Source organism: Aeromonas sp. s4 (assembly GCF_040907855.1).
GTDB lineage: Bacteria > Pseudomonadota > Gammaproteobacteria > Enterobacterales > Aeromonadaceae > Aeromonas > Aeromonas caviae.
In genome coordinates this window covers 69,159-90,685 of the sequence record NZ_JBFOCP010000047.1, presented here as the reverse complement: position 1 = coordinate 90,685, position 21,527 = coordinate 69,159, and the positions used below count along the sequence as shown (strand labels likewise).

Below are 21,527 nucleotides of genomic sequence, written 5' to 3'. Positions count from 1 at the left end.
GCCGGAATACATCATGACGCAGCCTCATGCCACGCTTCAAATAACGATGACGACAGACCTTTCATAACAATTAATCCGGTCTGGCACCGCGTACCCTGCGTTTCCAACGATGCCATTGATGAGGCCTTCCTGCCGGAAGGCCAGGAATGGCCGTGCTTTTCAATCAGGATAAGGATGCATGATGAAAAAGTCCCTGCTGGCTGGCGCCCTGCTGCTCTGCCCTGCCGCCTTTGCCGCCACCACACACTGGGAATACAGCGGCGAGGCCGGCCCGGCGAAATGGGCCAGCCTGACCCCGGAATATGGCCAGTGTGCCGGCAGCAACCAGTCGCCGGTCAACCTCTCGGGTCTGGTGAAGGCCGATCTGGCCCCCCTGCAGTTCCACTATCAGGCGGGTGGCAAGACGCTGGTCAACAACGGCCACACGGTGCAGGTCAACTATGCCCCCGGCAGCACCCTTGAGCTCGACGGCATGCACTTCGAGCTCAAGCAGTTCCACTTCCACGCCCCCAGCGAAAACCTCATCGAAGGCAGGTCCTACCCCCTGGAGGGTCACCTGGTCCATGCCAATGACAAGGGGGAGCTGGCGGTGGTCGCCGTGATGTTCGAGCCGGGCCAGGCCAATGGGGCACTGAGCCAGGCCTGGCAGGTGCTGCCAGCCAAGGCGGGGGAGCTCCATGCCTTCAAGGAACCCATCTCGGCAGAGCAACTGCTGCCCGCCCAGCACGACTACTACCGCTTCAGCGGGTCCCTGACCACCCCACCCTGCTCGGAAGGAGTGCGCTGGCTGGTGATGAAGGAGCCGGTCCAGGCCAGCCAGGCCCAGATCGATGCCTTCAAGGCGGTGATGCACCACCCCAACAACCGCCCCGTCCAACCTCTCAACGGGCGACTGGTGCTGGAATAAGGGGGTTATCTCACCGATTCGCGCAATAAAAAGAGGGCCTGTTGGCCCTCTTTTGCATCTTTCGCAAAGGTGTTTACAGGCTGGCGGCAATCTTTGCCCCCAGGGCAGTGCTGTTCAGCACCCGCTGGCTATTAACTGCCAGGGAGTTGCCACCGGTCAGCTCGCACACCCGGACAACCGATCACAGGCTGGCAGCGATGCGCGCCCCCAGCGCGGCGTTGTTCAGCACCAACTGGATATTGGCCGCCAGGGAGTTGCCACCGGTCAGCTCGCACACCCGGGCCAGCAGGAAGGGGGTGGACTCCTTGCCCTTGACCCCCTGCTCGTCCGCCTCACGCAGTGCCTGGGCAATGGCGGCGTCGATGTCGGCCTTGGGCATGGCAAACTGGGTCGGGATCGGGTTGGCCACCACGGCGCCCCCGGCCAGCCCCAGCTCCCACTTCAGACGCAGCGCCTCGGCGATGGCCGCCGGGCTCTCCAGGCGGTAATCCACCTTGAAGCCGCTCTCCCGGGTGTAGAAGGCGGGCAGCTCCTCGGTCTGGTAGCCGATCACCGGCACCCCCTGGGTCTCCAGGTACTCCAGGGTCAGACCGATGTCGAGGATCGACTTGGCTCCGGCGCAGACCACGGCCACCGGGGTCTGGGCAAATTCCTGCAGGTCGGCCGAAATGTCGAAGGTCTCCTGGGCACCGCGGTGCACGCCGCCGATGCCGCCGGTGGCGAACACCCGGATCCCGGCCATGGCGGCCACTATCATGGTGGAGGCTACCGTGGTCGCCCCCAACCCCTTGTTGGCCAGCACGAAGGGAATGTCGCGGCGGCTGCACTTGGTGGCGGCATGACCGGCCCGGCCCAGCGCCTCCAGCGCCCCCGCATCCAAACCCACCTTGAGGCGGCCATCGATGATGGCGATGGTGGCCGGCACGGCGCCGTTGTCGCGCACCACCTGCTCGACCTGGCGCGCCGTCTCCACGTTCTGCGGATAGGGCATGCCGTGGGAGATGATGGTGGACTCCAGGGCCACCACCGGCTTGCCGGCGGCCAGCGCGGCGGCAACTTCAGGTTGGATATCGAGGTAAGCGTTCAACATGGGTACTCCTCCAGCATGCGTTCAACGGCGGCCTTGGATAGGCCGGAAAAGACGGTATCGGAACAATTGACGGTGAGGGCGGCGCAACCGAGGGCGAACCGGGTTGTCTCCATGATGCCCTGCTCCTGCAACCAGGCGTGGGCCAGCCCTGCCATGAAGGCATCGCCGCCGCCGGTCACGTTGACGACCGGGCTGCCGAGCACGGGCAGATGGCCCTGGCAGGCCCCGTCGCTATAGAAGATCCCCTGATCGCCGAGGCTCAGGAAGAGCCGCTGCACCCCGGCGCGGTGGAACCAGGCCGCTGCCATGGGCCAGGTGTCGGGCCCGCCGATGGTGAAGCCGCACAGCTGCTCCGCCTCGGTGCGATTGGGTTTGAGGGTGTGGATGCGGTGCAGCCAGGGGCGGATCTTCTCCACCTTGGCCACCGACACGGTGTCCACGAAGATGATGTGCTCCCCCTGGCGCTCGAACAGCCAGTCCAGGGTGTGGGTGGCGAGGTTGGTGTCGAGCACCCAGAGCCGGGCCGCTCCGAGAAAACCGCTCAGGGGGGTGAGCCGGGCCGGGGTGAGCTGCTCGATGATCCCCATGTCGTTGACGGCGCAGCTCATCTCGCCGCTGCCATCGTGCAGGCTGAGATAGCAGGAGGTCGACTGACCCTCCAGTACCAGCACCTGGCGCACGTCGACCCCGGCGCGCTGGCTCACCTCCAGCAGGTGGTGGCCGTATTGATCGTTGCCCACCGCAGTCAGCAGCCGGGTGTCGGTGCCAAGGCGCGCCAGGTTCTCGGCGATGTTGCGCCCTACCCCGCCGGCGGAGGTGCGTACCCGGCCCGGGTTGGAGTCGCCGATGCGCAGGTTGTCGTGGCTGCAGCCACAGATATCCATGTTGGCGCCGCCGATCACTACGGCGTAGGGGCCTTCGCGCAGCACATAGCCGCGCCCCTGCACATAGCCCTGGCGCATCAGGCTGGAGATGTGGCTCGCCAGCGCGGAACGGCTGATGCCGAGCCTGTCCGCCAGCTCCTGCTGGGCAATCATGGGATCCTGGCGCAGCAGGGCGAGGATCTCTTGCTCACGTTCCGTCATAGACAAACATCCAGTTGCAAACGTTTGTCCATTATTTCCGAAAAACGTTTTCCCGCCATCCTCTCGTACAAGAAATGTCGGGTCGCGCACAAAAAATCACCGGGCAGTGCCCGGCGATCACAACATGGTTTTCAGATGGCCCACTCACCCCAGCTGTACCCAGACCTCGCTCCCCTCCAGCCGCACCGGCCAGCAGGCGACGCTCAGGGCAGGATCGTCCAGACAGCGACCGTCCATCAGGGCGTAGCGCTGCTTGTACAGCGGCGAGGCCACCACGGGCTCCCCACCGGCATCCCCCACCAGGCCACGCCCCAGCACGGCGACGCCGGCCAGGGGGTCCACCCCGTCCAGGGCATAGACATGCTCCCCGAGGCGAAACAGCGCCAGCACCCGCCCCTCCAGCCAGGCGCTGCGCCCGGCCTGCTCCGGCAGCGCCGCCAGCTCGCACACCCGGTGCCACTGCCCGCAGAGCTGTGCATCGTCCTTGTCATCCTTCATACCACCTCCTTGATACTGATGGCGGGCGTGCAACCCGTTGCCCCCGCTCATACCACTTCCTTGATAGCGATATCCGGCACCCATTGCCCCCGCTCCTCACGGCGCGGCGGCGTCTCGTCCTCGGGCCGGTTGACGAAGGCCTCGAACAGCTTGAGCTTGTCCGGATCCGCCAATGTGCTCTTCCACTCGCACTGCCAGGTGCCGACGATCCCCTCCATCATGGCCTCCAGCTCGGCACCGATGCCGAGCCTGTCCTCGATGATCACCGACCTGAGATAGTCGAGCCCCCCTTCCATGTTCTCCATCCAGACCGAGGTGCGTTGCAGCCTGTCCCCGGTGCGCACATAGAACATCAGCAGCCGGTCGATGTAGCGGATCAGGGTCTGCTCGTCGAGATCCGTGGCAAAGAGGTCCGCGTGGCGCGGCCGCATGCCGCCGTTGCCACACACATAGAGGTTCCAGCCCCGCTCGGTGGCGATGACGCCGATGTCCTTGCTCTGAGCCTCGGCGCACTCCCGGGTGCAGCCGGAGACCGCAAACTTCAGCTTGTGTGGCGCCCGCAGCCCCTTGTAGCGGTGCTCCAGGATCTGGGTCAGGGTCATGGAGTCCTGCACCCCGTAACGACACCAGGTGGAGCCCACGCAGGACTTCACGGTGCGCACCGACTTGCCGTAGGCCTGACCGGTCTCGAAGCCCGCCGCCACCAGCTCGCCCCAGATGGCAGGCAGCTGGTCGACCCGGGCGCCGAAGAGATCGATGCGCTGGCCGCCGGTGATCTTGGTGTAGAGGCCGTACTTGCGCGCCACTTCGCCGATGGTGATGAGCCCCTCCGGGGTGATCTCCCCCCCCGGGATGCGCGGCACCACCGAATAGGTGCCGTCCTTTTGCAGGTTCGCAAGGAAGGCGTCGTTGGTATCCTGCAACGCGCGGTGGGGCTTCTCCAGCACGTGCTCGTTCCAGAGGGACGCCAGGATGGAGGCCACCGTCGGCTTGCAGATGTCGCACCCCAGCCCTTGGCCATGCTTGTCCCGCAGCGCCTCGAAGCTCTTCAGCTCGCCGACCCGGGCCAGGTGATAGAGCTCCTGACGGCCGTAGGCGAAGTGCTCGCACAACCCCTTGTCCGCCTCGACGCCAAGGTCCGCCAGGGTCTGATCCACCACCTGCTTGAGCAGGTTGCTGCAACCGCCGCAGCCGGTGCCGGCCTTGGTGCAGCTCTTCACCGCCGAGAGCTCGTGATTGCCCGCCCGAACGGCGGCCACCACGTCCCCTTTGCTCACGTTGTGGCAGGAGCAGAGGATGGCGCTGTCCGGCAGCACCAGGGGTGCGGGGGCGGCGCCCGCCTCTCCCACCAGCAGGGAGAGCGGCGGCTGGGGCAGCGCCACCCCGTTCTGGTAGTACTGCAGCAGCCGCTCGTAATCGGCGCCGTCCCCCACCAGGATGGCGCCGAGCAGGCGATTGCCCTCGCCGTCGGTCACCAGCTTCTTGTAGATGCCGTTGACCCTGTCCAGCAGCAGCAGCTCCTGGGCGCCGGCGGTGCTGGCGTGGGCATCGCCGATGGAGCCCACGTCCACCCCCATCAGCTTGAGCTTGGTGGACATGTCGGCCCCGATAAAGCGGGTCTCGCCGCCACACAGGCTGGCCACGGCGGCCCGGGCCATCTGGTAGCCGGGGGCCACCAGGCCGAAGATGCGGCCCTGCCAGAGCGCGCACTCGCCGATGGCGAGGATGGCGGGATCCGAACTGTGGCAGCCGTCGTCGATGCAGATGCCGCCGCGCTCCCCGACCTCCAGCCCGGATTGGCGGGCCAGGGTATCGGCGGGGCGGATCCCCGCCGAGAACAGCAGGACATCGGTCTCGAGATGAGTGCCGTCCTTGAAACGCAGGCGATGACGGGCCTGCTCCCCCTGCTCGATGCACTCGGTGGCTTTCTCCACCAGCACCTCGACCCCGAGGGCCTGGATCTTGTCCCGCAGCACGGCGCCGCCGCTCTCGTCGAGCTGTACCGGCATCAGCCTGGGGGCGAACTCCACCACCTGGGTCTTGAGGCCGAGCAGGCGCAGGGCGTTGGCCGCCTCCAGCCCGAGCAGGCCGCCACCGATCACCACGCCGCTGCGGGCCTGGGCGCAGGCATCGCGGATGGCGGCGAGATCTCCCAGGGTACGGTAGACGAAGCAGCCCTCCCGCTGATGACCGGGGATGGGGGGCACGAAGGGGACAGAGCCGGTCGCCAGCACCAGACGGTCGTAAGGGAACTGCTCGCCGTTGGCCAGCGTCAGGGTGCGGGCCGCCCGGTCGAGCACCTCCACCTCGGCCCCCAGCCGCAGCGCAATGCCGCTCTCCTCATACCAGGCGGGATCCGCCATGCGCAGGGCCTGGGGCGCCTTGCCGCCGAATACCTCGGAGAGGTGCACCCTGTCGTAGGCGGCGTCAGGCTCGGCGCCAAACACCGTCACGTCGAACCGCTCGAGGCCGCCCGCTGCCACTAGCTGTTCGACAAAGTGATGGCCCACCATGCCGTTGCCCACCACCAGCAGCCGTTGCTTTTCGGCCGTGTCGGCGGAACCACTGTTCTGGCGACCGAGCAGGCCCATACCGCCCCCTGTCACCCACTGTTGCTCTTTGTCAGTCATGTCTCTCTTCCTTGAATCCGGCGGGCTCAGGCGCGCAGCTTGCTGCGCACCTGCCCGGCTGCCTTGAGGGGGGTCACCTTGCGTTGCTTCTCGTAGAGGAAGCGCAGCACCTGCTGACGCAGCTTGTGGTAGTGGGGATCGTCCGCCAGGGCGACCCTGTCTCTGGGCCTTGGCAGGTCCACGGTCAGGATCTCCCCGACGGTAGCGCTGGGGCCATTGGTCATCATGACGATGCGATCAGAGAGCAGCACCGCCTCGTCCACGTCGTGGGTGATCATGATGACGGTGTTGCCAAGCTCCGCCTGGATCGCCATCAGCGCGTCCTGCAAATGGGCCCGGGTCAGGGCATCGAGGGCGCCGAACGGCTCGTCCATCAGCAGCACCTTGGGGGAGAGCGAGAGGGCGCGGGCGATGCCGACCCGCTGCTTCATCCCCCCCGACAGCTCGTGGGGCATCTTCTGGCTGGCGTGATCCATCTGCACCAGGGAGAGGTAGTAGTCCACCCGCTCCGCCACCGCCCGCTTGTCAGACTCCACCTGGGCCACCGCCAGCGCCACGTTCTGCTGGACGCTGAGCCAGGGCAGCAGGGCGTGGTTCTGGAACACCATGGCCCGCTCGGGCCCCGGGCCCGCCACCTCGCGACCATCGAGAATGATGCCGCCCAGGGTCGGCTCCAGCAGCCCGGCCACCAGGTTGAGCACCGTGCTCTTGCCGCAGCCCGAGTGACCGATGAGGGAGACGAACTCCCCCTTCTCGATGCGCAGGTTGACCCGGCTCAAGGCCTCGAAGCTGCCCTGCTCCGTCTCGAACGAGATGCCGACGTCGCTTATCTCCAGATAACTCTTCATTGGCTCTTCTCCTGCCTGAATAGAAATGTGATTAACGCAGCACCTGGCGCTTGTCCCAGGACAACCACTGCTGCAGGGCCAGCATGCCCCTGTCCAGGGCGCAGCCGATGAGGCCTATGGTGATCACCGCCACCATGATGCGGGCCAGAGACGCAGAGCCGCCGCTCTGGAACTCGTCCCACACGAACTTGCCGAGCCCCGGGTTCTGGGCCAGCATCTCCGCCGCGATCAGCACCATCCAGGCCACCCCCAGGGAGAGCCGCAGCCCGGTGAAGATCATGGGCAGGGCCCCGGGCAGCACGATGCGCCGCACGTGGGTCACAAAGGAGAGGCGCAGCACCCGGCTGACGTTGTGCAGATCCCCATCCAGCCCCGCCACCCCCACCGCCGTGTTGATCAGGGTCGGCCAGAGGGAGCAGAGGGTCACCGTCAGGGCCGAGGTGAGGAAGGACTTGGCAAGCCAGGGGGTGGGGTTTGCATACAGAGCGCTCACCACTAGCGTGATGAGGGGCAGCCAGGCCAGCGGCGACACCGGCTTGAGCAGCTGGATCACCGGGTTGGCGGCGCGATAGAGCCCCTGGTTCATGCCGAGCAGCACCCCGCACGGAATGGCGATCAGAGTCGCCAGCGCGAAGCCGCACAGCACGGTGAGCAGGCTGGTGGCTATCTGATCGAAGAAGGTGGGACGTCCTGTGTAGGGACGCAGCTTCACCTCGGCCGCCGGATCCGCCGCCAGTCGCTCGGCGTTGCGCACCTGCTGGCGTTCGAGGAAGGCCGCCGCCTTCTCCCGCTCCTGCAGATGCTCCTGCCCGAGGGACCAGAGCTGGCTGGCGGTGGCGAGCGGCCCCGGCAGGGTGCCCAGACTGGTCTGCACCTGGCTCGCCCCCCACTGCCAGAGGCCGAGGAAGAGCAGCACGCCGAGCAGGGGCTGCACCATGATTTTCCAGTTGATGGCTTTTAAATGGATGAGGGGCCATGTGTGTCGTTTCATCGGGATCTCCTTGCTCATTGCACCCGCTCATCGCCCTTGAGGCCGATGGCGAACTGTTGCAGGTAGGCGTTGGGGTGGCGGCCGTCGTAGATGAGGCCGTCGATGAAGCCATCCTGGGGGCCGCGATAGCCCTGCTCGCTGGCAAAGTCGGGGAAGTCACTGGCCTTGAGCTTGCCCTCGGCGATCAGCGCCTCGGCGGCCTGGCGATAGACGTCCGGTTGATAGACGGCCTTGGCCACCTGCTCGAACCAGGCGTCCGGTCTGGCCTCGGGGATCTGGCCCCAGCGCCGCATCTGGGTCAGATACCAGATGGCGTCGGAGTAGTAGGGATAGGTGGCGTGGTGGCGGAAGAAGACGTTGAAATCCGGCACCTGGCGCTTGTCCCCCCTGGCGTACTCGAAAGTGCCCGTCATGGAGTTCGCGATCACCTGCTCGTCCGCCCCCACGTACTCGGGTTTAGCCAGCAGCTTGGCCGCCGCGCGCCGGTTGCCGTTGTCGTCTGCATCCAGCCACCAGGCCGCCCGCAGCAGCGCCTTCACCAGCCGCACATGGGTGTTGGGGTGACGCTCGGCCCACTGCCGGGTGACGCCGAACACCTTCTCCGGGTTGTTGCGCCAGATCTCGTTATCCGTGATGACGGGCACCCCTATGCCCCTGGCGACCGCCTGCTGGTTCCAGGGCTCCCCCACGCTGTAGCCGGCGATGGTCCCCGCCTCCAGGGTGGCGGGCATCTGGGGGGGCGGCGTCACCGACAGCAGCACGTCCGCCTGGCGCTGGCCCGAGTTGTCGCCGAGCCGGGGCGCATAGAAACCGGGGTGCAGGCCACCTGCCGCCAGCCAGTACCTCAGCTCGTAGTTGTGGGGGGAGACGGGGAAGACCATCCCCATGTTGAAGGGCTTGCCCCCCTTGCGATACTCCGCCACCACGGGTTTGAGGGCGGCGGCGCTCACCGGGGGCGGCACCTGGCCCGCCTGCGGCCTGGGCAACTGGGGCGCCATGGCGGCCCAGACGCTGTTGGCCACCGTGATGGCGTTGCCGTTGAGATCCATGGCAAACGCCGTCACCAGCTCGGCCTGGGTGCCGATGCCGATGTGGGCCGCCAGGGGCTGGCCCGCCAGCATCTGGGCACCGTCCAGCTCGCCGTCTATCACCCGATCCAGCAGGATCTTCCAGTTCGCCTGGGCTTCGAGGGTGACGTAGAGTCCCTCATCCTCGAAATAGCCCCGCTCGTAGGCCACCGCTAGCGGCGCCATGTCGGTCAGCTTGATGAAGCCGAGCCTGAGCTCCTCCTGCTCCGGGGCTCCCAGTGCCAGCACCGGCAGCGACAGCGCCGCCAGCAGCAGCCCCGCACATCCTTGTCGTCCGTTCATTGCATCTCCTCCCTCGGTTCCGGGTCAAGGCCATGGCGCCAGGCTGCCTGGAATCGCAGTGCCACCTCGTTGCAGCGCTGCGACCCAAGGTGCGTCGCGACCAAAAAAAAGCCCCGCCGATCCGGGATCGGCGGGGCTTCTTTGCCCTGTTGCGGGTGAGTGACCTGACCGGCCCCTCACTGCGCATCGTTACTTCATTGCTATCGTGTTTTTGTTATTCACTTTCCGTGCCAGCTCGTCCAGGGTGCATCAGGCGGCCCTTTGCGGCCTGTGGTGCCCTGATCCTCCCTCAAGTTTGCCTCAATTAGGCGCAGTTGCACCAAAACGGTTGGCCACTGGAGCGCTCAGGCGGGCAAAGCCTGCAGCAGTTGCCGCGCCAGCTCCCCCAGGCTCAGGTGACGGCTCATGGCGGTGCTGCGCATCAGGCGATAGGCCTCGTCCTCGTCCAACCCCTGATGGCGCATCAGGCGTCCCTTGGCCTGCTCGATGAGCCGCCTATCCTCCAGCTTCTGGCGTAGCTCGCTCTCGGTCTGCATCAGGGCCTGCACCATGGCGAGCTGACTGCGGGCCAGGCGCAGCCACTGCTCCACCGGCTCACGCTCGCCGCAAGGGTGGGGCACCAGCAACACCCCCTGCTGCAACAGGGCGAGCTGGGTATCGCCCCCCAGCCGCTCGCAGAACAAGAGCCGCGGCATGTCGGGCCAAAGGGAGAGGCCAAGGCGTACCTCGGCGCTGAACTGGCGGCAACTGACGAGCAGGGCATCCCCCCTCTGCGTCGGAGTCAGCAACTGGCGGGTATCGAGGATCCCGGGCTGATGGCCGTAGTGACTGACCAGCAGGGCCAGGCGGTTCGCCTGGCCCGGGTCATCGGCGTGGATCAACAGCCGGGAAGCGGGGCCGTCCTGGCCCCGGGTGGAAAAAGTGGTCATGGCGCTCCTTGCCGGCGACGATCGCGTTCTGTCTGGCGAAAATGCCGCAACATGAAGGCCAACTCTTTGAATCTACCTCCTTTTTATCTATCAGGAGGTAGTGGGGGTAGAGGGAAAATCGCCCCTCAGGCGACCCGTTCCAGGGCCTCCGTCAGCAGCCCCTGCAGCTCGGCGCGCAGCCGCACCACCTCCCCCATGATGATCAGCACCGGGCTCTGGCCCAGCAGGGCACGGGCGGCCTGCTCCAGGCCATCGAGCGTGGCCTCGTGCACCTGCTGGCGGGGGCTGCAGCCAGCCACCACCAGGGCCACCGGCAGCGCGCCCGGAGCCCCCGCCCTCAACATCCCTTCCCGAATGCGGGCCGCCCGCTCCAGCCCCATGTAGAACACCAGGGTGTGGCCCGCCCGGGTCAACCCCTGCCAGCCCTGATAGTCGCGCTCGTCCATCAGGTGCCCCGTCACCAGGGTCAGGGAGCGGGCCAGCCCCCTGTGGGTCAGGGGAATGAAGCTGCTGGCGGCGCACCCCAGGGCCGCCGTGATCCCCGGCACCAGCTCGGCCTCGATGCCGTGCCGGGCCAGGTGCAGCGCCTCCTCGCCACCGCGCCCGAACACCAGGGGATCCCCTCCCTTGAGGCGCACCACCCGCTTGCCCGTGCGGGCCAGGGCCAGCAGCAGGGCGTTGATCTCCTCCTGGGTCGGGCTCGGCTCACCACAGCGCTTGCCCACGTCGAAGCGGGCCGCCCCGTGGGGAATGCGGGCCAGGATCTCGCTCCCCACCAGGCGGTCATAGACCACGACCTCTGCCGCCTCCAGACGGTGCAGGGCGCGCAGGGTCAACAATTCGAGGGGCCCGGGGCCCGCTCCCACCAGACTGATTTGGCTCATCTCAGACTCCTTGTGTCCTGGCACCGCACTAAGCGGATGCCAGGAAAACATGTTTGATCAACAGCTTGTCGATTTCGGGCAGACAGGTGCCGCAGTTGCTGCCACAGCCGAGCAGGGCCTGCAGCCCCGCCAGCTCGCTCACCCCCTGCCGGGTGATGGCATCGACGATGCGCTGCTCCGAGACCCGCAGGCAGGAGCAGACCAGCCGGCTCTCCCCGGCCAGGGCCTGGCTCAAGGTCTGGCTCAGGGCCCCCGCCTGGAGCGGCGTGCCGAGCAGACTGGCCAGCAGGTCAACCTTGATGTCCGGGCGCCGCGCCCCCACCAACAGGATCCCCTCGATGCGATCTCCGGCCAGGGCCACGGCCAGCCACCCCTCCTTCATGGGCAGCCTGAGCCAGTGCCCCTCGGCCCCAAGCCGTTGCCACAGGCTCTCTGTGCTCTCTGACCAGGAGGCCAGCAGGGTGCAGTTCCCCTCGGGCAGGGGACGCCTGGCCCACCAGTCCACCGGCTCGCGCCACTCACCACGGCCACACCAGATCCCTTGCCAGCGGGTGAGCTGCGCCCTGGCCTGCACCCGCCCCTGTTTGAACATCGGCTGGCCGGAAAGGGGATCCACCACGGGGGCGATGAGGCGGTTGACCGCCCCCTGGCTGCACTGGCTGTCGGTCCAGTGCATGGGCAGGAAGGCATCCCCCTCCCTGAGCCCCTCATCCAGCCCCACCAGCAGCAGCGCCTCCCCGAGCCCGTTGCAAAGGCGCACCAGATCCCCCTCCTTCACGCCAAGCGCCAGCAGGCTGGCGGCCCCCATCCGCACCCTGGGCCAGGGCTCGGCCTCCTGCAACCGGGGCACGTGGCCGGTGCGGGTCATGGTGTGCCACTGATCCCGCAGGCGGCCACTGTTGAGGAGCAGGGAGACAGCCCCTGCAAGCAAGGGCGTTTCTGGCTGCTCGGGGAAGCGCTGGGCCAGGGGCAGCAGGCGGGCCCGGCCATCCGGGGTGGCAAAGCGCCCGTCCTCGAACAGGCGGGCCCTCCCCTGGGGCCAGTCGGCGTTGACGGGCCAGCTCAAGGGTTCCAACGCCTCGAATTCGGCACGGGTGAGACCCGCCAGCCCGGAGATGTCGAACTGGCGGGATCCGTCGTTCTCAAACCCGGAGAGGGCGGCATGCTCGCAGAAGATCTCGTGCTCGTGCTCATAGGCGAACCCCTCGCCAAAGCCGAGCCGACGGGCGAGCCGGGTCAGGGCCCACCAGTCGGGCCTGGCCTCCCCCGGCAGGGGCAAGAAGGCGCGCTGGCGGCTGATGGTGCGCTCGGAGTTGGTGACGGTGCCGCTCTTCTCCCCCCAGGTGGCGGCAGGCAACAGCAGGTGGGCGAGGCGCGCCGTGTCGGTGTTGGCCGTCACCTCGGAGACCACCAGCAGCTCGCAGCGGCTCAGGGCCTCGCGCACCCGGTTGCCGTCCGGCAGGGAGACCGCCGGGTTGGTGCCGAGCACCCAGAGCGCGCGGATCTCCCCCCGGTGCACCGCCTCGAACAGCTCGACCGCCTTGTGCCCCGGCCCGCGCACCATGGTCGGGCTTCCCCAGAAGCGCTGTACCCGATCGCACTCGGCCTCGCCAAAGCCCATGTGGGCGGCGAGCTGGGTCGCGAGCCCTCCCACCTCACGCCCTCCCATGGCGTTGGGTTGCCCCGTCATGGAGAAGGGAGCCGCCCCCGGCTTGCCGATGCGACCGCACATCAGGTGGGCGTTGATGATGGCGTTGGCCTTGTCCACCCCCTGGTTGGACTGGTTGATCCCCTGGCAGAACAGGGTGACGGTCTTGGGGGTACGGGCAAAGATCTGGTAGAAACCGAGCAGATCGCTGCGGGAGAGGCCGCAGCTGCGGGCCACCTCGTCCAACTGCCAGGCGGGGTCGTCCAGCGCGCCCGCAAGTTCCTCGAAACCGCTCACGTGCTGCGCCACATAGGCCTTGTCCCAGCCATCTACATCGAGCAGGTAGCGGCACAGGCCGTTCCAGAGCGTCACGTCGCTGCCGGGTTTGAGGGCGAGATGCAGATCCCCCTGCTCCGCCGTCATGGTGCGGCGAGGATCCAGCACCACCAGCTTGAGCTCGGGGCGCCGCGCCCTGGCCTGCTGCAGGCGGCGAAACAGCACGGGATGGGTCCAGGCGGTGTTGGCACCGGTGAGCACCACCAGATCGGCGAGCTCCAGATCCTCGTAACAGGCGGGCACCAGATCCTCCCCGAAGGCGCGCTGGTGGGCCACCACCGCCGACGACATGCAGAGCCGGGAGTTGGTGTCCACGTTGGCACTGCCCAGATACCCCTTCATCAGCTTGTTGGCGACGTAGTAATCCTCGGTGGTGAGCTGGCCCGACAGATAGATGCCGATGGCATCCGGCCCGGACTCGGCCAGGATGGCGGCAAAGCGCTCCGCCAGGGTGTCCAGGGCCTCCTCCCAGCCGATGCGCTGCCCCATCCAGCGCGGATAGAGCAGGCGATCGGGAAAGGCCAGGCTCTCCAGCAGGCTGGCCCCCTTGACGCACAGGGCGCCGCCGTTGGCCGGATGCTGCTCATCCCCCTGCAACTGCCAGTTGTCTCCCTCCCGGCTCAGCCGGATGCCGCACCCCACTCCGCAATAGGCACAGGTGGTCTTCATTCCCTTGCTCCTTGTCATGTGTCTGACGAGGGGCCCATAAAAAAAAGCGTCCGCCCCCCTGCGGGGACGGACGCCTTTGTCCGGATGCCTCATCGTCTTGTATAGGGAAGTGACTGCAAACCCCGCGCCAGGATGCAAGGGGCGCCGCCATTGCGCATCAGGGGGTCGGGCTGCGCCGCCACGGTGCAACCGCCCCCTTGTTGGGCCCGCCTTGCGGGAATCCGCCCCGCACACTGGGCAAGGGGCCCACCGGGGGTATAATGCGCCGCCACACAGGAGAGAGAGATGAAAGTGTCAGATGAAGGCGCTGCCGGGCAGCACCGGGCAGATGCCCGGGAGAGAGGGGACTATTGCGCCATCGGGCTGGTCAATCCCAAATCCCCGGAGAACGTGGGCGCCGTGATGCGGGCCGCCGGCTGCTACGGGGCGGACGAGGTCTACTACACGGGGCAGCGCTTCGAGCTGGCACGCCGTTTTGTCACCGACACCAAGCAGATGGTGGAGAAGATCCCCCTGCTCGGGGTCGAGGAGCTGCTGGACTTCGTGCCCGAGGGCTGCACCCCAGTGCTGGTGGATTTGATCGAGGGGGCCACGCCCCTGCCGGATTACGTGCACCCCGAGAGAGCCTTCTACATCTTCGGCCCGGAGGATGGCACCCTGGAACCCGCCCGCTTCGCGCCGGTGAAGGAGGTCATCTATGTGCCGACTCAGGGTTGCATGAACCTGGCCGCCTCGGTCAACGTCATCCTCTATGACCGGTTGGCCAAGACGCTCAGAGCCAAAGGCTGAGGCAGGACAAGACGTTATCTATGTGGCCAGACCGACAGGCTGCATGCACCTCACCGCCTCGGTCAACGTCATCCTCTATGACCGGTTGGGCTGAGGCAGGACAAGAGGGGCCCGATGACGGCATCAGGCCCGACAGCTAGGGCTGTGGCTTGTTCGCCCGCACCACCTGCTCCCTGAGAAAGTCCTGGTAGTAGTCGTACAGCTTGTTCTGCCGATAGATCTCCGCCAGCTTGCCCTGCCTTATCAGGGTGCGCATGCCGGGATCCCAGAGCCCGTGCAACTGCCTGCCCTTCGGGGTATCGGCGAAGATGGGGTAGGTCGGGATCCAGCGCAGGAATACCTGTACCAGCTCGGGGGGAAGGGAGCCTTCGGGGTAGAGGGCGCCGTCGGTCAGGTAGTAGCGGTAACGCCCCTTGATCAGCAATTGCAGCGCCATCTCGTGGCTGTCTATCTCGAACCAGCGCATCGGCTCCGGGATGAACTTGTCAAAGGCCCACCCCCTCAGCCAGAGCACCTCCTGCTCCTTGAGGCTGTGCTCCCCTGCCCAGTGCGGCAGCCAGCGCTTTTGCATCACCACGCTCACGTAGTCCGCCGAGTCGGGGTAGTCGGGCTGATGGACCCCAGGCACTTCTCCCCGATAGACCCCCATCGCCATGTCCCCCTCCTTTTGCGACACCACCGCCAGTGCCCGTTTGTAAGGCACCATGTGAAGCTTCACCTCGTGCCCCAGGGGTTCATAGATGGCTCGAACCACATCCAGATAGACCCCCTTGCCGTCCCGGTGACAAAAGCCGGGCCAGTCGTCGCAATAGACGTGTATGGTGTCTGCCCGCACGAACGAGGTGATCAGCAGGCAACAGAACAGAAAAAGACGAACCATGAATATCCTCAGTGATATGGCACTCGGCAGATGCTCACCGCCGGACGGCCCGTTCAGGCATACAGATAGCATAGAAAAACAGAGTCCCGGCCGACATTTTCCCCATTTTGCGAGCGGGTCGAGGGTTATTGTCGCCCCACAGCGTATCATGGCAAACAAGATTCATTAGTAGCCCAACTTGAGGGGAGATTCTCATGCCAACCATCAAATCCCTGCTCTGCCCCGTCGATTTCTCCGAGATGTCCAGAGCAGTACTCGACTACGCCGTCTTCATGGCCAACACCCACCAGGCCGAGCTCAAACTGGTCCACGTGGTGGATCAGCTGCACGGCTTCGACAGCTACAAGATCCTGCACATGACGGCCATCGAGATCACCCACGAGATGGAACGCCAGGCCAAGAGTCAGCTCAAGGAACTGGTCGCCTGCCTGCCCATTCCGGCCAAGTTCGAGGTCCGTTTTGGCCGCGCCGCCGATGAAATCGTCCTCCAGGCGAAGGAAGACAAGGTGGATCTCGTGGTCATGGGCAGCCATGGCCGCTCCGGCATCACCCACCTGCTGGTGGGCAGCGTGGCGGAATCCGTGGTGCGCCACGCACCCTGCCCTGTGCTGGTGGTCCGCAAATAATCCCCGCCTGATGCGCCAAGGCCAGCATATGCTGGCCTTTTTGCTGTTCATTGCCATGGGACACTCATCTCAGAACCGGTGCACGAGGGATAACGAGAGGTCGTCGGCAAGGTAGAGCGCCGCCCACCAGTCCTGGTGACGCCCTCGCAGCAGGCTCACGGGCAGGGTCTCAGCCATGGGCATAGATGACGCTCCCTCCCTTGATGGTGTCGATAATGGCCCTGGACTGCTCCCTTGGCAGGGCCGGGCATCCCCAGCTGCGCCCCAGCTTGTCAAACTTCTGCAGATGCCTGGGGCTGGCGTAGTCCGCCCCGTGCACCACGATGGCGCGCTTGCGGGCATTGCTGTTCTTGCCGGGACTGAGGCCGTCGAGACGCAGGGAGTAACCGTGCTTGCCCTGATAGGTCTCGGCGGTGCGGTAGACCCCCAGGGAACTTTGCCGGGAATTCATCTGATTGGAGAACTGGCGGGCGGCCAGCTCCCCCGAATTGCGGCCGTGGCTGACCCAGGTGTGGTAGAGCAGCTTGTGGCGCTTGACGTCGATGACAAACAGCCGGCGCATGGTCGAGGGCTTGCTGTAGTCGATGATGGTGAGAATGGGTTTTCGCTTGTGGCGCACGCTCTGGTAACCGTCCAGGGCCTTGCGAAACACGCGGCTGTCGAGCTTGCCCGCCAGCCCGAGCTGACGATAGAGATCCTGGTCCCAGCTGGCGTGGCTGGCGCCGCTGAAACAGAGCGCCCCCAGCAGCAGTGGCAGGCTCAGCCAGAGGCTGCCCCACCACGCACTCCTATCCTGTCCCTTCATCCTTGAAGTTGCTCCCCTTGCTGTCGCTGGCCTGATGCCCCGGGTGACACCGCATCCTGCTGGATAGTTATATGCAAGCCATTGATTGCAAGCAATAAAAAAGCACAAAAATGCCGACCTGAGTCGGCATTGTCCTGCTTGCTCAGCGTGCCTGGATCAGGCACGGCTGAGATAATCCGCCTGCCCCACCCACTTGTAGCTGGTGAGTTCGGTCAGCCCCATGGGGCCACGGGCGTGAAGCATCTGGGTCGAGACCGCCACCTCGGCCCCGAGGCCAAACTGGCCGCCGTCGGTGAAGCGGGTGGAGGCGTTGACATAGACCGCCGCCGAACCGGCCCCGTTGACGAAACGCTCGGCATTGGCGAGGGAGTTGGTCAGGATGGCATCGGAGTGGCCGGCGTTGTGCTCGCGCATATGGGCGAGCGCCTCGTTGACGTCCGCCACCACCTTGACCCCCAGGGTCAGCCCCAGCCACTCGGTGTCGAAATCTTCCGGCCCCGCGTCGCACAGGTTGTCGCTGCCAGCCAGCAGCGCCATGGCGTTGGGCGCCCCCACCAGGGTCACCTTGCGCTCGTTCATCAGAGCCACCAGTTGCGGCAGCAAGGTGGCCGCCACCTTCTCGTGTACCAGCAGGGTATCGAGGGCGTTGCAGGCGGAGGGGCGCTGCACCTTGGCGTTCTCGATGACCGCCAGGGAACGCGCCAGATCGGCGCTCTCGTCCACGAAGATATGGCTGATACCGAACCCGCCGATGATGACGGGGATGGAGCTGTTCTCCTTGCACATCTTGTGAAGACCCGCGCCACCGCGGGGGATGATCATGTCCACGTAGCGGTCGAGGCGCAGCAACTCGGCCACCAGCGCCCTGTCCGGGTTGTCGATGTACTGCACCGCCGCCTCGGGCAGGCCGGACGCCGCCAGGGCATGCTGGATCACCCGCACCAGCTCCAGGTTGGAGTGGAAGGTCTCGCGACCACCGCGCAGAATGCTGGCGTTGCCGGTCTTGAGGCAGAGGCTGGCGATGTCGATGGTGACATTGGGGCGCGCCTCGTAGATGACGCCGATGACCCCGATGGGCACCCGGCGACGGGAGAGGCGCAGGCCATTCTCCAGCACCCGGCTGTCGATTTCGGCCCCGACCGGATCGTCCAGGGTGATCACCTTGCGCACATCCGCCACTATGCCGGCAAGGCGCGCCGGGTTGAGCAGCAGGCGATCCAGCATGGCTTCCGTGAGCCCCGCCTCGCGCCCGGCGGCAATGTCTTTCTCGTTGGCCGCCAGGATCTGGGCACTGCGTGCTTCCAGTTCATCGGCGATGGCCGCCAGCGCCCGGTTCTTCTGTGCCGTGCTGACGGTGGCCAGTTGATAGGCGGCTTCACGGGCCGCCTGCCCCATTTTCTCCAGACTCATCACAGTTCCCTTTTGTTCATGCGGTGCCGCCCTGTTCAGAGCAGCACCATGTCATCACGGTGGATGGCCACGGCCCCATAGCCGTAACCCAATACCTGTTCAATCTGATCCGAGTGGACACCCCGCAGCCGATCCAGCTCCAGATGGTCGTAACGGCAAATGCCGCGAGCCAGCTCACTCCCCTTGGAATCCAGGATTCGCACCACGTCGCCACGCACGAAATCTCCCTTCACTGCGACGATGCCCTTGGGCAGCAGGCTGGAGCCCTTCTCCTGCATGGCGGCCACGGCCCCCTGATCCACCTGCACTTCGCCGTGAGGAGGGGGCCCTGCCAGGATCCAGCTCTTGCGCCCTTCCAGGGGGGATGCCAGGGCCGGGAACAGGGTCCCCACCCGCTCCCCGGCGGCGAGGCGGCCGATCACTTCCGGGATCTGGCCGGTGGCAATCACCACGTCCACCCCGGCGCGGCGTGCCACGTCGGCGGCCTGCAACTTGGTGGCCATGCCACCGGTGCCAAGGCCGCTCACGCTGTCACCGGCAAGGGAGCGCAGAGTGTCATCTATGGTCTGCACCTCTTCGATGAGCTGGGCATCCGGGTTGGTGCGCGGGTCGGCGGTGAAGAGCCCCTTCTGATCCGTGAGCAGGACCAGCAAGTCCGCATCCGCCAGGATGGCCGCACGGGCGGAGAGGTTGTCGTTGTCCCCCACCTTGATCTCGGCGGTGGCCACGGCGTCGTTCTCGTTGATGACGGGGATGATGCGGTGATCGAGCAGGGTGCGCAGGGTGTCGCGGGCATTGAGGTAGCGCTCCCTGTCTTCCAGGTCGGCGCGGGTCAGCAGCATCTGGCCGATGTGCAGCCCGTAGAGGTTGAACAGGTCCTGCCATACCCGGATGAGCTGGGTCTGACCCACCGCCGCCAGCATCTGTTTGTTCGGCAGGGTAGGCGCCAGCGGAGGGTGACCCAGATGCTCACGACCGGCGGCGATGGCCCCCGACGTGACCAGCACGACACGGTGCCCGTGTCGATGCAAGGCGGCACATTGTCTGACCAGCTCGACCATGTGGGCACGGTTGAGGCGGGCAGATCCCCCGGTGAGCACGCTGGTGCCCAGTTTGACGACTATGGTTCTGTTTTCCATGGGAACGAAGGGTTAGAAAAGTAAGGAATCCCTTTATACCCACGGCCCCCCTGCCCTGCAAGGCAATTAAGCCTCGCCGGGCAGTTGCAGGCTCGGTGACAAAGCATCGGGGTACCCCGCACCGGGAAGATGCGGGGCTTGGGGATCAGGCTGCCGTCACGCTCAGTTCGGCGGTCACCTGCTTCGCGGGGGAGAGGGTGCACTCCAGCTGGGTCAACTTGCCGCTGATGAGCTTGTAGAAATGTTGCAGGGTGCGTTCCACTTCCGCCTGATGCTTCTTGGGCAGCGCCTTGTCGATCCACTCCCCGTCCGCGTTGTAGAACCCCGTCTGATAGTGGTAGCTGAAGCTGTGATCCGCCTGCTCCAGCACCAGCCACCAGCCCCAGAACTCCCGCTTGTCCGGGGCAGGCTTGGCGCTGACGCAGACGGACAGGCAGTCAAAGCGGTAGCGGCCCTCCTCGCACAGGTCTTCACGCAAATAGGGGCCAATGGCCGCGAACTGCCGCAGCAATCGCTTGTAAGTCACTCTTTCTGACATGCTAACCTCCCTGTTGAACAAGCCATACCATCACATGGTGATGTTACATTTTTAGTTTTATATCATGTACATAAGTGCTTTTTGAGCCAATCTACCGTCTCTTTCAGTGCCTCGTCATAGACCTCGAGCAGTGGCTGCTTGTCAAACACCACCGCCTTGCCGTTGCGACTCGCAGCGGCCAATGCCCGGACATCCTGCTCGGGACAAATAAAATCTTTCTTGTGCCCGATACTCAATATCGGCACGGAAGTGCGACTCCCCAGCAATCCCTGGGTCTTGAGGGAGAAGACCTGGCACTTGGTGCGCAGCAGATCCCACTGGGCCGCGTCCGCCCCCAGCCGGTTCGCCAGCCCGTCGCGCATCATGCGCGGGCAGCGGGCGAACATCTCCTGATTGGTGAACACCTGGTTGATGCCGGCGCCGATGCAGACCACGGTCCTAAGCTTGAACGGCTCGACGAAGGCGAGACGGGCCGCCACATTGCCGGCGAGGCGGAACCCCACCATGGCGATGCGCTGGTGATCGACCCAGGCTACCTCCGAGAGGTAGTTGAGCACCGCCTGGTGCAGGCGGCTGGTGTCCTGCACCAGGGGCCAGTGCTCGGCATAGCCGGTGCCCGGCATGTCCAGGGAGAGCATCCCGATGCCATGGGGCTCGAGACACTTGAAATAGAAGTTGAGGAAGTCCACCTGAAGCGAATCGATGCCACCGCTGACGATGACCAGGGGCACAGGTTTCTCGGTGGTGGGCAGATGCAGGTAGCCCTGGATGGTCTTGCCCCGAAACGGGACCTGCAGCTCCTTGAGGGGCACCTTGAACAGGCGTCCGGCCTCGCGATAGGCCATATTGCCGAGCAACTGGGCCTGATCCGCCAGCTCGTCGTGCTTGAGGTGGGGGTAGCTTGCGATGGAGTAGTAGCGCACTGCCTTGAGCAGGCTCTTCAGCGCCGCGGCACGATCCCCTTCCCCCAGCAGCGTCCGCCCCGTATTGAAATAACGGCCGGCGAGCTGACTCCACTCATAGACCCAGTTGCCGGGCACATAGCCCTTGATGGTGTCCAGATAGCGTTCGTGACTGCGCTCCCCCTGCCCCATGGCGATGTGCGCCAGGGTCTGCTCCACCTCGACGGGATCGGCCCCCTGCCAGGCCCAGGTCGGTCTGCGCAGCAGGCGATACCAGCGGGGCGACAGGGCGCCATCGATGAAGCTGTCAGACAGTGCGCTGTCTTGCTCGTCGACGGGGCTCGAGTTGGAGACTTCGGAAGTTTCCAATACCTTTTTGACCCGGGTAAACAGCTTTTCCGTCAGATTGGTATCGTCGTTTGGTTCCAAAATGGTGGCTCTTCTGTCTCAAACAATGTCCCATCTTAACCACTTTTCACATCGAGCAGCCACACCAGAAACGCATTGAGCCCCAAAAGGGGCTCAATGTGGTCAACCTTGCATCACGACGGAT

At 65.6% G+C, this 21,527-nt stretch carries 19 protein-coding genes; 3 read left to right on the top strand and 16 right to left on the bottom strand.

The window, feature by feature from the left end; genetic code table 11:
- Nucleotides 1-181: 181 nt before the first annotated feature.
- Complete coding sequence (locus tag AB5Y89_RS16045; RefSeq protein WP_261999763.1) at nucleotides 182-907, top strand: carbonic anhydrase; 726 nt, start codon at nucleotides 182-184, stop codon at nucleotides 905-907.
- Between the two features lie 181 nt (nucleotides 908-1,088).
- On the opposite strand, the gene AB5Y89_RS16040 is transcribed toward AB5Y89_RS16045, so the two are convergent.
- The 10 genes from AB5Y89_RS16040 to AB5Y89_RS15995 form a co-directional block, all read right to left on the bottom strand.
- Nucleotides 1,089-1,997, bottom strand: a complete 909-nt coding sequence (locus AB5Y89_RS16040; protein WP_043154288.1) for a pseudouridine-5'-phosphate glycosidase — start codon at nucleotides 1,995-1,997, stop codon at nucleotides 1,089-1,091.
- The gene (locus tag AB5Y89_RS16035) at nucleotides 1,991-3,082 is read right to left on the bottom strand and encodes a PfkB family carbohydrate kinase (RefSeq protein WP_042014421.1); all 1,092 of its coding nucleotides are present in this window, start codon (nucleotides 3,080-3,082) and stop codon (nucleotides 1,991-1,993) included. Before AB5Y89_RS16035 ends, AB5Y89_RS16040 begins: the two co-directional genes overlap by 7 nt.
- A 144-nt stretch (nucleotides 3,083-3,226) precedes the next feature.
- Complete coding sequence (gene nirD, locus AB5Y89_RS16030; RefSeq protein ID WP_048208634.1) at nucleotides 3,227-3,580, bottom strand: nitrite reductase small subunit NirD; 354 nt, start codon at nucleotides 3,578-3,580, stop codon at nucleotides 3,227-3,229.
- A 47-nt stretch (nucleotides 3,581-3,627) separates the two neighbouring features.
- Nucleotides 3,628-6,210, bottom strand: coding sequence for a nitrite reductase large subunit NirB (gene nirB, locus AB5Y89_RS16025; protein WP_368224162.1), 2,583 nt, complete (start codon nucleotides 6,208-6,210; stop codon nucleotides 3,628-3,630).
- Nucleotides 6,211-6,236: 26 nt separating this feature from the next.
- The gene (locus tag AB5Y89_RS16020; RefSeq protein WP_010675449.1) at nucleotides 6,237-7,058 is read right to left on the bottom strand and encodes an ABC transporter ATP-binding protein; all 822 of its coding nucleotides are present in this window, start codon (nucleotides 7,056-7,058) and stop codon (nucleotides 6,237-6,239) included.
- Nucleotides 7,059-7,089: 31 nt separating this feature from the next.
- A complete protein-coding gene (locus AB5Y89_RS16015) occupies nucleotides 7,090-8,049 on the bottom strand; it encodes an ABC transporter permease (RefSeq protein WP_045525809.1) in 960 nt (319 codons plus the stop codon).
- A gap of 14 nt (nucleotides 8,050-8,063) precedes the next feature.
- A complete protein-coding gene (locus AB5Y89_RS16010; protein WP_368224161.1) occupies nucleotides 8,064-9,419 on the bottom strand; it encodes a CmpA/NrtA family ABC transporter substrate-binding protein in 1,356 nt (451 codons plus the stop codon).
- A gap of 344 nt (nucleotides 9,420-9,763) precedes the next feature.
- Entirely contained in the window at nucleotides 9,764-10,348 is a 585-nt protein-coding gene (locus tag AB5Y89_RS16005; protein ID WP_010675452.1) for an ANTAR domain-containing response regulator, read from the bottom strand.
- Between the two features lie 125 nt (nucleotides 10,349-10,473).
- Complete coding sequence (cobA, locus tag AB5Y89_RS16000; RefSeq protein ID WP_010675453.1) at nucleotides 10,474-11,232, bottom strand: uroporphyrinogen-III C-methyltransferase; 759 nt, start codon at nucleotides 11,230-11,232, stop codon at nucleotides 10,474-10,476.
- Nucleotides 11,233-11,260: 28 nt separating this feature from the next.
- A complete protein-coding gene (locus AB5Y89_RS15995; RefSeq protein ID WP_368224160.1) occupies nucleotides 11,261-13,885 on the bottom strand; it encodes a molybdopterin-dependent oxidoreductase in 2,625 nt (874 codons plus the stop codon).
- Nucleotides 13,886-14,170: 285 nt separating this feature from the next.
- Between AB5Y89_RS15995 and AB5Y89_RS15990 the strand changes: the two genes are divergently transcribed.
- Nucleotides 14,171-14,674: an RNA methyltransferase gene (locus AB5Y89_RS15990; protein ID WP_368224159.1), complete on the top strand. Its 504-nt coding sequence runs from the start codon at nucleotides 14,171-14,173 to the stop codon at nucleotides 14,672-14,674.
- Between the two features lie 136 nt (nucleotides 14,675-14,810).
- Here AB5Y89_RS15990 and AB5Y89_RS15985 read toward each other — a convergent pair whose 3' ends face one another.
- Entirely contained in the window at nucleotides 14,811-15,554 is a 744-nt protein-coding gene (locus tag AB5Y89_RS15985) for a hypothetical protein (RefSeq protein WP_042865053.1), read from the bottom strand.
- Nucleotides 15,555-15,748: 194 nt separating this feature from the next.
- Here AB5Y89_RS15985 and AB5Y89_RS15980 point away from each other — a divergent pair, with 194 nt between their 5' ends.
- Nucleotides 15,749-16,180 carry a universal stress protein gene (locus tag AB5Y89_RS15980; protein WP_041212463.1) on the top strand — a complete coding sequence of 144 codons (432 nt, stop codon included), beginning with the start codon at nucleotides 15,749-15,751 and terminating at the stop codon, nucleotides 16,178-16,180.
- A gap of 169 nt (nucleotides 16,181-16,349) precedes the next feature.
- Here the strand turns inward: AB5Y89_RS15980 and AB5Y89_RS15975 are convergent, their stop codons facing one another.
- The 5 genes from AB5Y89_RS15975 to frsA all read right to left on the bottom strand — a co-directional run bounded on the left by AB5Y89_RS15975 (nucleotide 16,350) and on the right by frsA (nucleotide 21,403).
- The gene (locus AB5Y89_RS15975) at nucleotides 16,350-16,985 is read right to left on the bottom strand and encodes a murein L,D-transpeptidase catalytic domain family protein (RefSeq protein WP_042016892.1); all 636 of its coding nucleotides are present in this window, start codon (nucleotides 16,983-16,985) and stop codon (nucleotides 16,350-16,352) included.
- A gap of 156 nt (nucleotides 16,986-17,141) precedes the next feature.
- Nucleotides 17,142-18,398, bottom strand: a complete 1,257-nt coding sequence (locus tag AB5Y89_RS15970; protein ID WP_262512438.1) for a glutamate-5-semialdehyde dehydrogenase — start codon at nucleotides 18,396-18,398, stop codon at nucleotides 17,142-17,144.
- Nucleotides 18,399-18,430: 32 nt separating this feature from the next.
- On the bottom strand, nucleotides 18,431-19,534 hold the full coding sequence (gene proB, locus AB5Y89_RS15965; RefSeq protein ID WP_368224158.1) for a glutamate 5-kinase: 1,104 nt from the start codon (nucleotides 19,532-19,534) through the stop codon (nucleotides 18,431-18,433).
- 145 nt (nucleotides 19,535-19,679) lie between these two features.
- Nucleotides 19,680-20,072 carry a sigma factor-binding protein Crl gene (gene crl / locus AB5Y89_RS15960; protein ID WP_039040346.1) on the bottom strand — a complete coding sequence of 131 codons (393 nt, stop codon included), beginning with the start codon at nucleotides 20,070-20,072 and terminating at the stop codon, nucleotides 19,680-19,682.
- A 62-nt stretch (nucleotides 20,073-20,134) separates the two neighbouring features.
- Nucleotides 20,135-21,403, bottom strand: a complete 1,269-nt coding sequence (gene frsA / locus AB5Y89_RS15955) for an esterase FrsA (RefSeq protein WP_010675462.1) — start codon at nucleotides 21,401-21,403, stop codon at nucleotides 20,135-20,137.
- Nucleotides 21,404-21,527 lie beyond the last annotated feature (124 nt).

Bases quoted from the DNA above. Each gene is read 5' to 3' on its own strand.
- AB5Y89_RS16020 (WP_010675449.1), bottom strand. From the start codon at position 7,058: ATGAAGAGTTATCTGGAGATAAGCGACGTCGGCATCTCGTTCGAGACG.
- AB5Y89_RS16045 (WP_261999763.1), top strand. From the start codon at position 182: ATGAAAAAGTCCCTGCTGGCTGGCGCCCTGCTGCTCTGCCCTGCCGCC.
- proB (WP_368224158.1), bottom strand. From the start codon at position 19,534: ATGGAAAACAGAACCATAGTCGTCAAACTGGGCACCAGCGTGCTCACC.
- crl (WP_039040346.1), bottom strand. From the start codon at position 20,072: ATGTCAGAAAGAGTGACTTACAAGCGATTGCTGCGGCAGTTCGCGGCC.
- nirB (WP_368224162.1), bottom strand. From the start codon at position 6,210: ATGACTGACAAAGAGCAACAGTGGGTGACAGGGGGCGGTATGGGCCTG.
- AB5Y89_RS15995 (WP_368224160.1), bottom strand. From the start codon at position 13,885: ATGAAGACCACCTGTGCCTATTGCGGAGTGGGGTGCGGCATCCGGCTG.
- cobA (WP_010675453.1), bottom strand. From the start codon at position 11,232: ATGAGCCAAATCAGTCTGGTGGGAGCGGGCCCCGGGCCCCTCGAATTG.
- AB5Y89_RS16040 (WP_043154288.1), bottom strand. From the start codon at position 1,997: ATGTTGAACGCTTACCTCGATATCCAACCTGAAGTTGCCGCCGCGCTG.
- AB5Y89_RS15990 (WP_368224159.1), top strand. From the start codon at position 14,171: ATGAAAGTGTCAGATGAAGGCGCTGCCGGGCAGCACCGGGCAGATGCC.
- AB5Y89_RS16010 (WP_368224161.1), bottom strand. From the start codon at position 9,419: ATGAACGGACGACAAGGATGTGCGGGGCTGCTGCTGGCGGCGCTGTCG.
- AB5Y89_RS15980 (WP_041212463.1), top strand. From the start codon at position 15,749: ATGCCAACCATCAAATCCCTGCTCTGCCCCGTCGATTTCTCCGAGATG.
- AB5Y89_RS16015 (WP_045525809.1), bottom strand. From the start codon at position 8,049: ATGAAACGACACACATGGCCCCTCATCCATTTAAAAGCCATCAACTGG.
- nirD (WP_048208634.1), bottom strand. From the start codon at position 3,580: ATGAAGGATGACAAGGACGATGCACAGCTCTGCGGGCAGTGGCACCGG.
- AB5Y89_RS15985 (WP_042865053.1), bottom strand. From the start codon at position 15,554: ATGGTTCGTCTTTTTCTGTTCTGTTGCCTGCTGATCACCTCGTTCGTG.
- AB5Y89_RS16035 (WP_042014421.1), bottom strand. From the start codon at position 3,082: ATGACGGAACGTGAGCAAGAGATCCTCGCCCTGCTGCGCCAGGATCCC.
- AB5Y89_RS16005 (WP_010675452.1), bottom strand. From the start codon at position 10,348: ATGACCACTTTTTCCACCCGGGGCCAGGACGGCCCCGCTTCCCGGCTG.
- AB5Y89_RS15975 (WP_042016892.1), bottom strand. From the start codon at position 16,985: ATGAAGGGACAGGATAGGAGTGCGTGGTGGGGCAGCCTCTGGCTGAGC.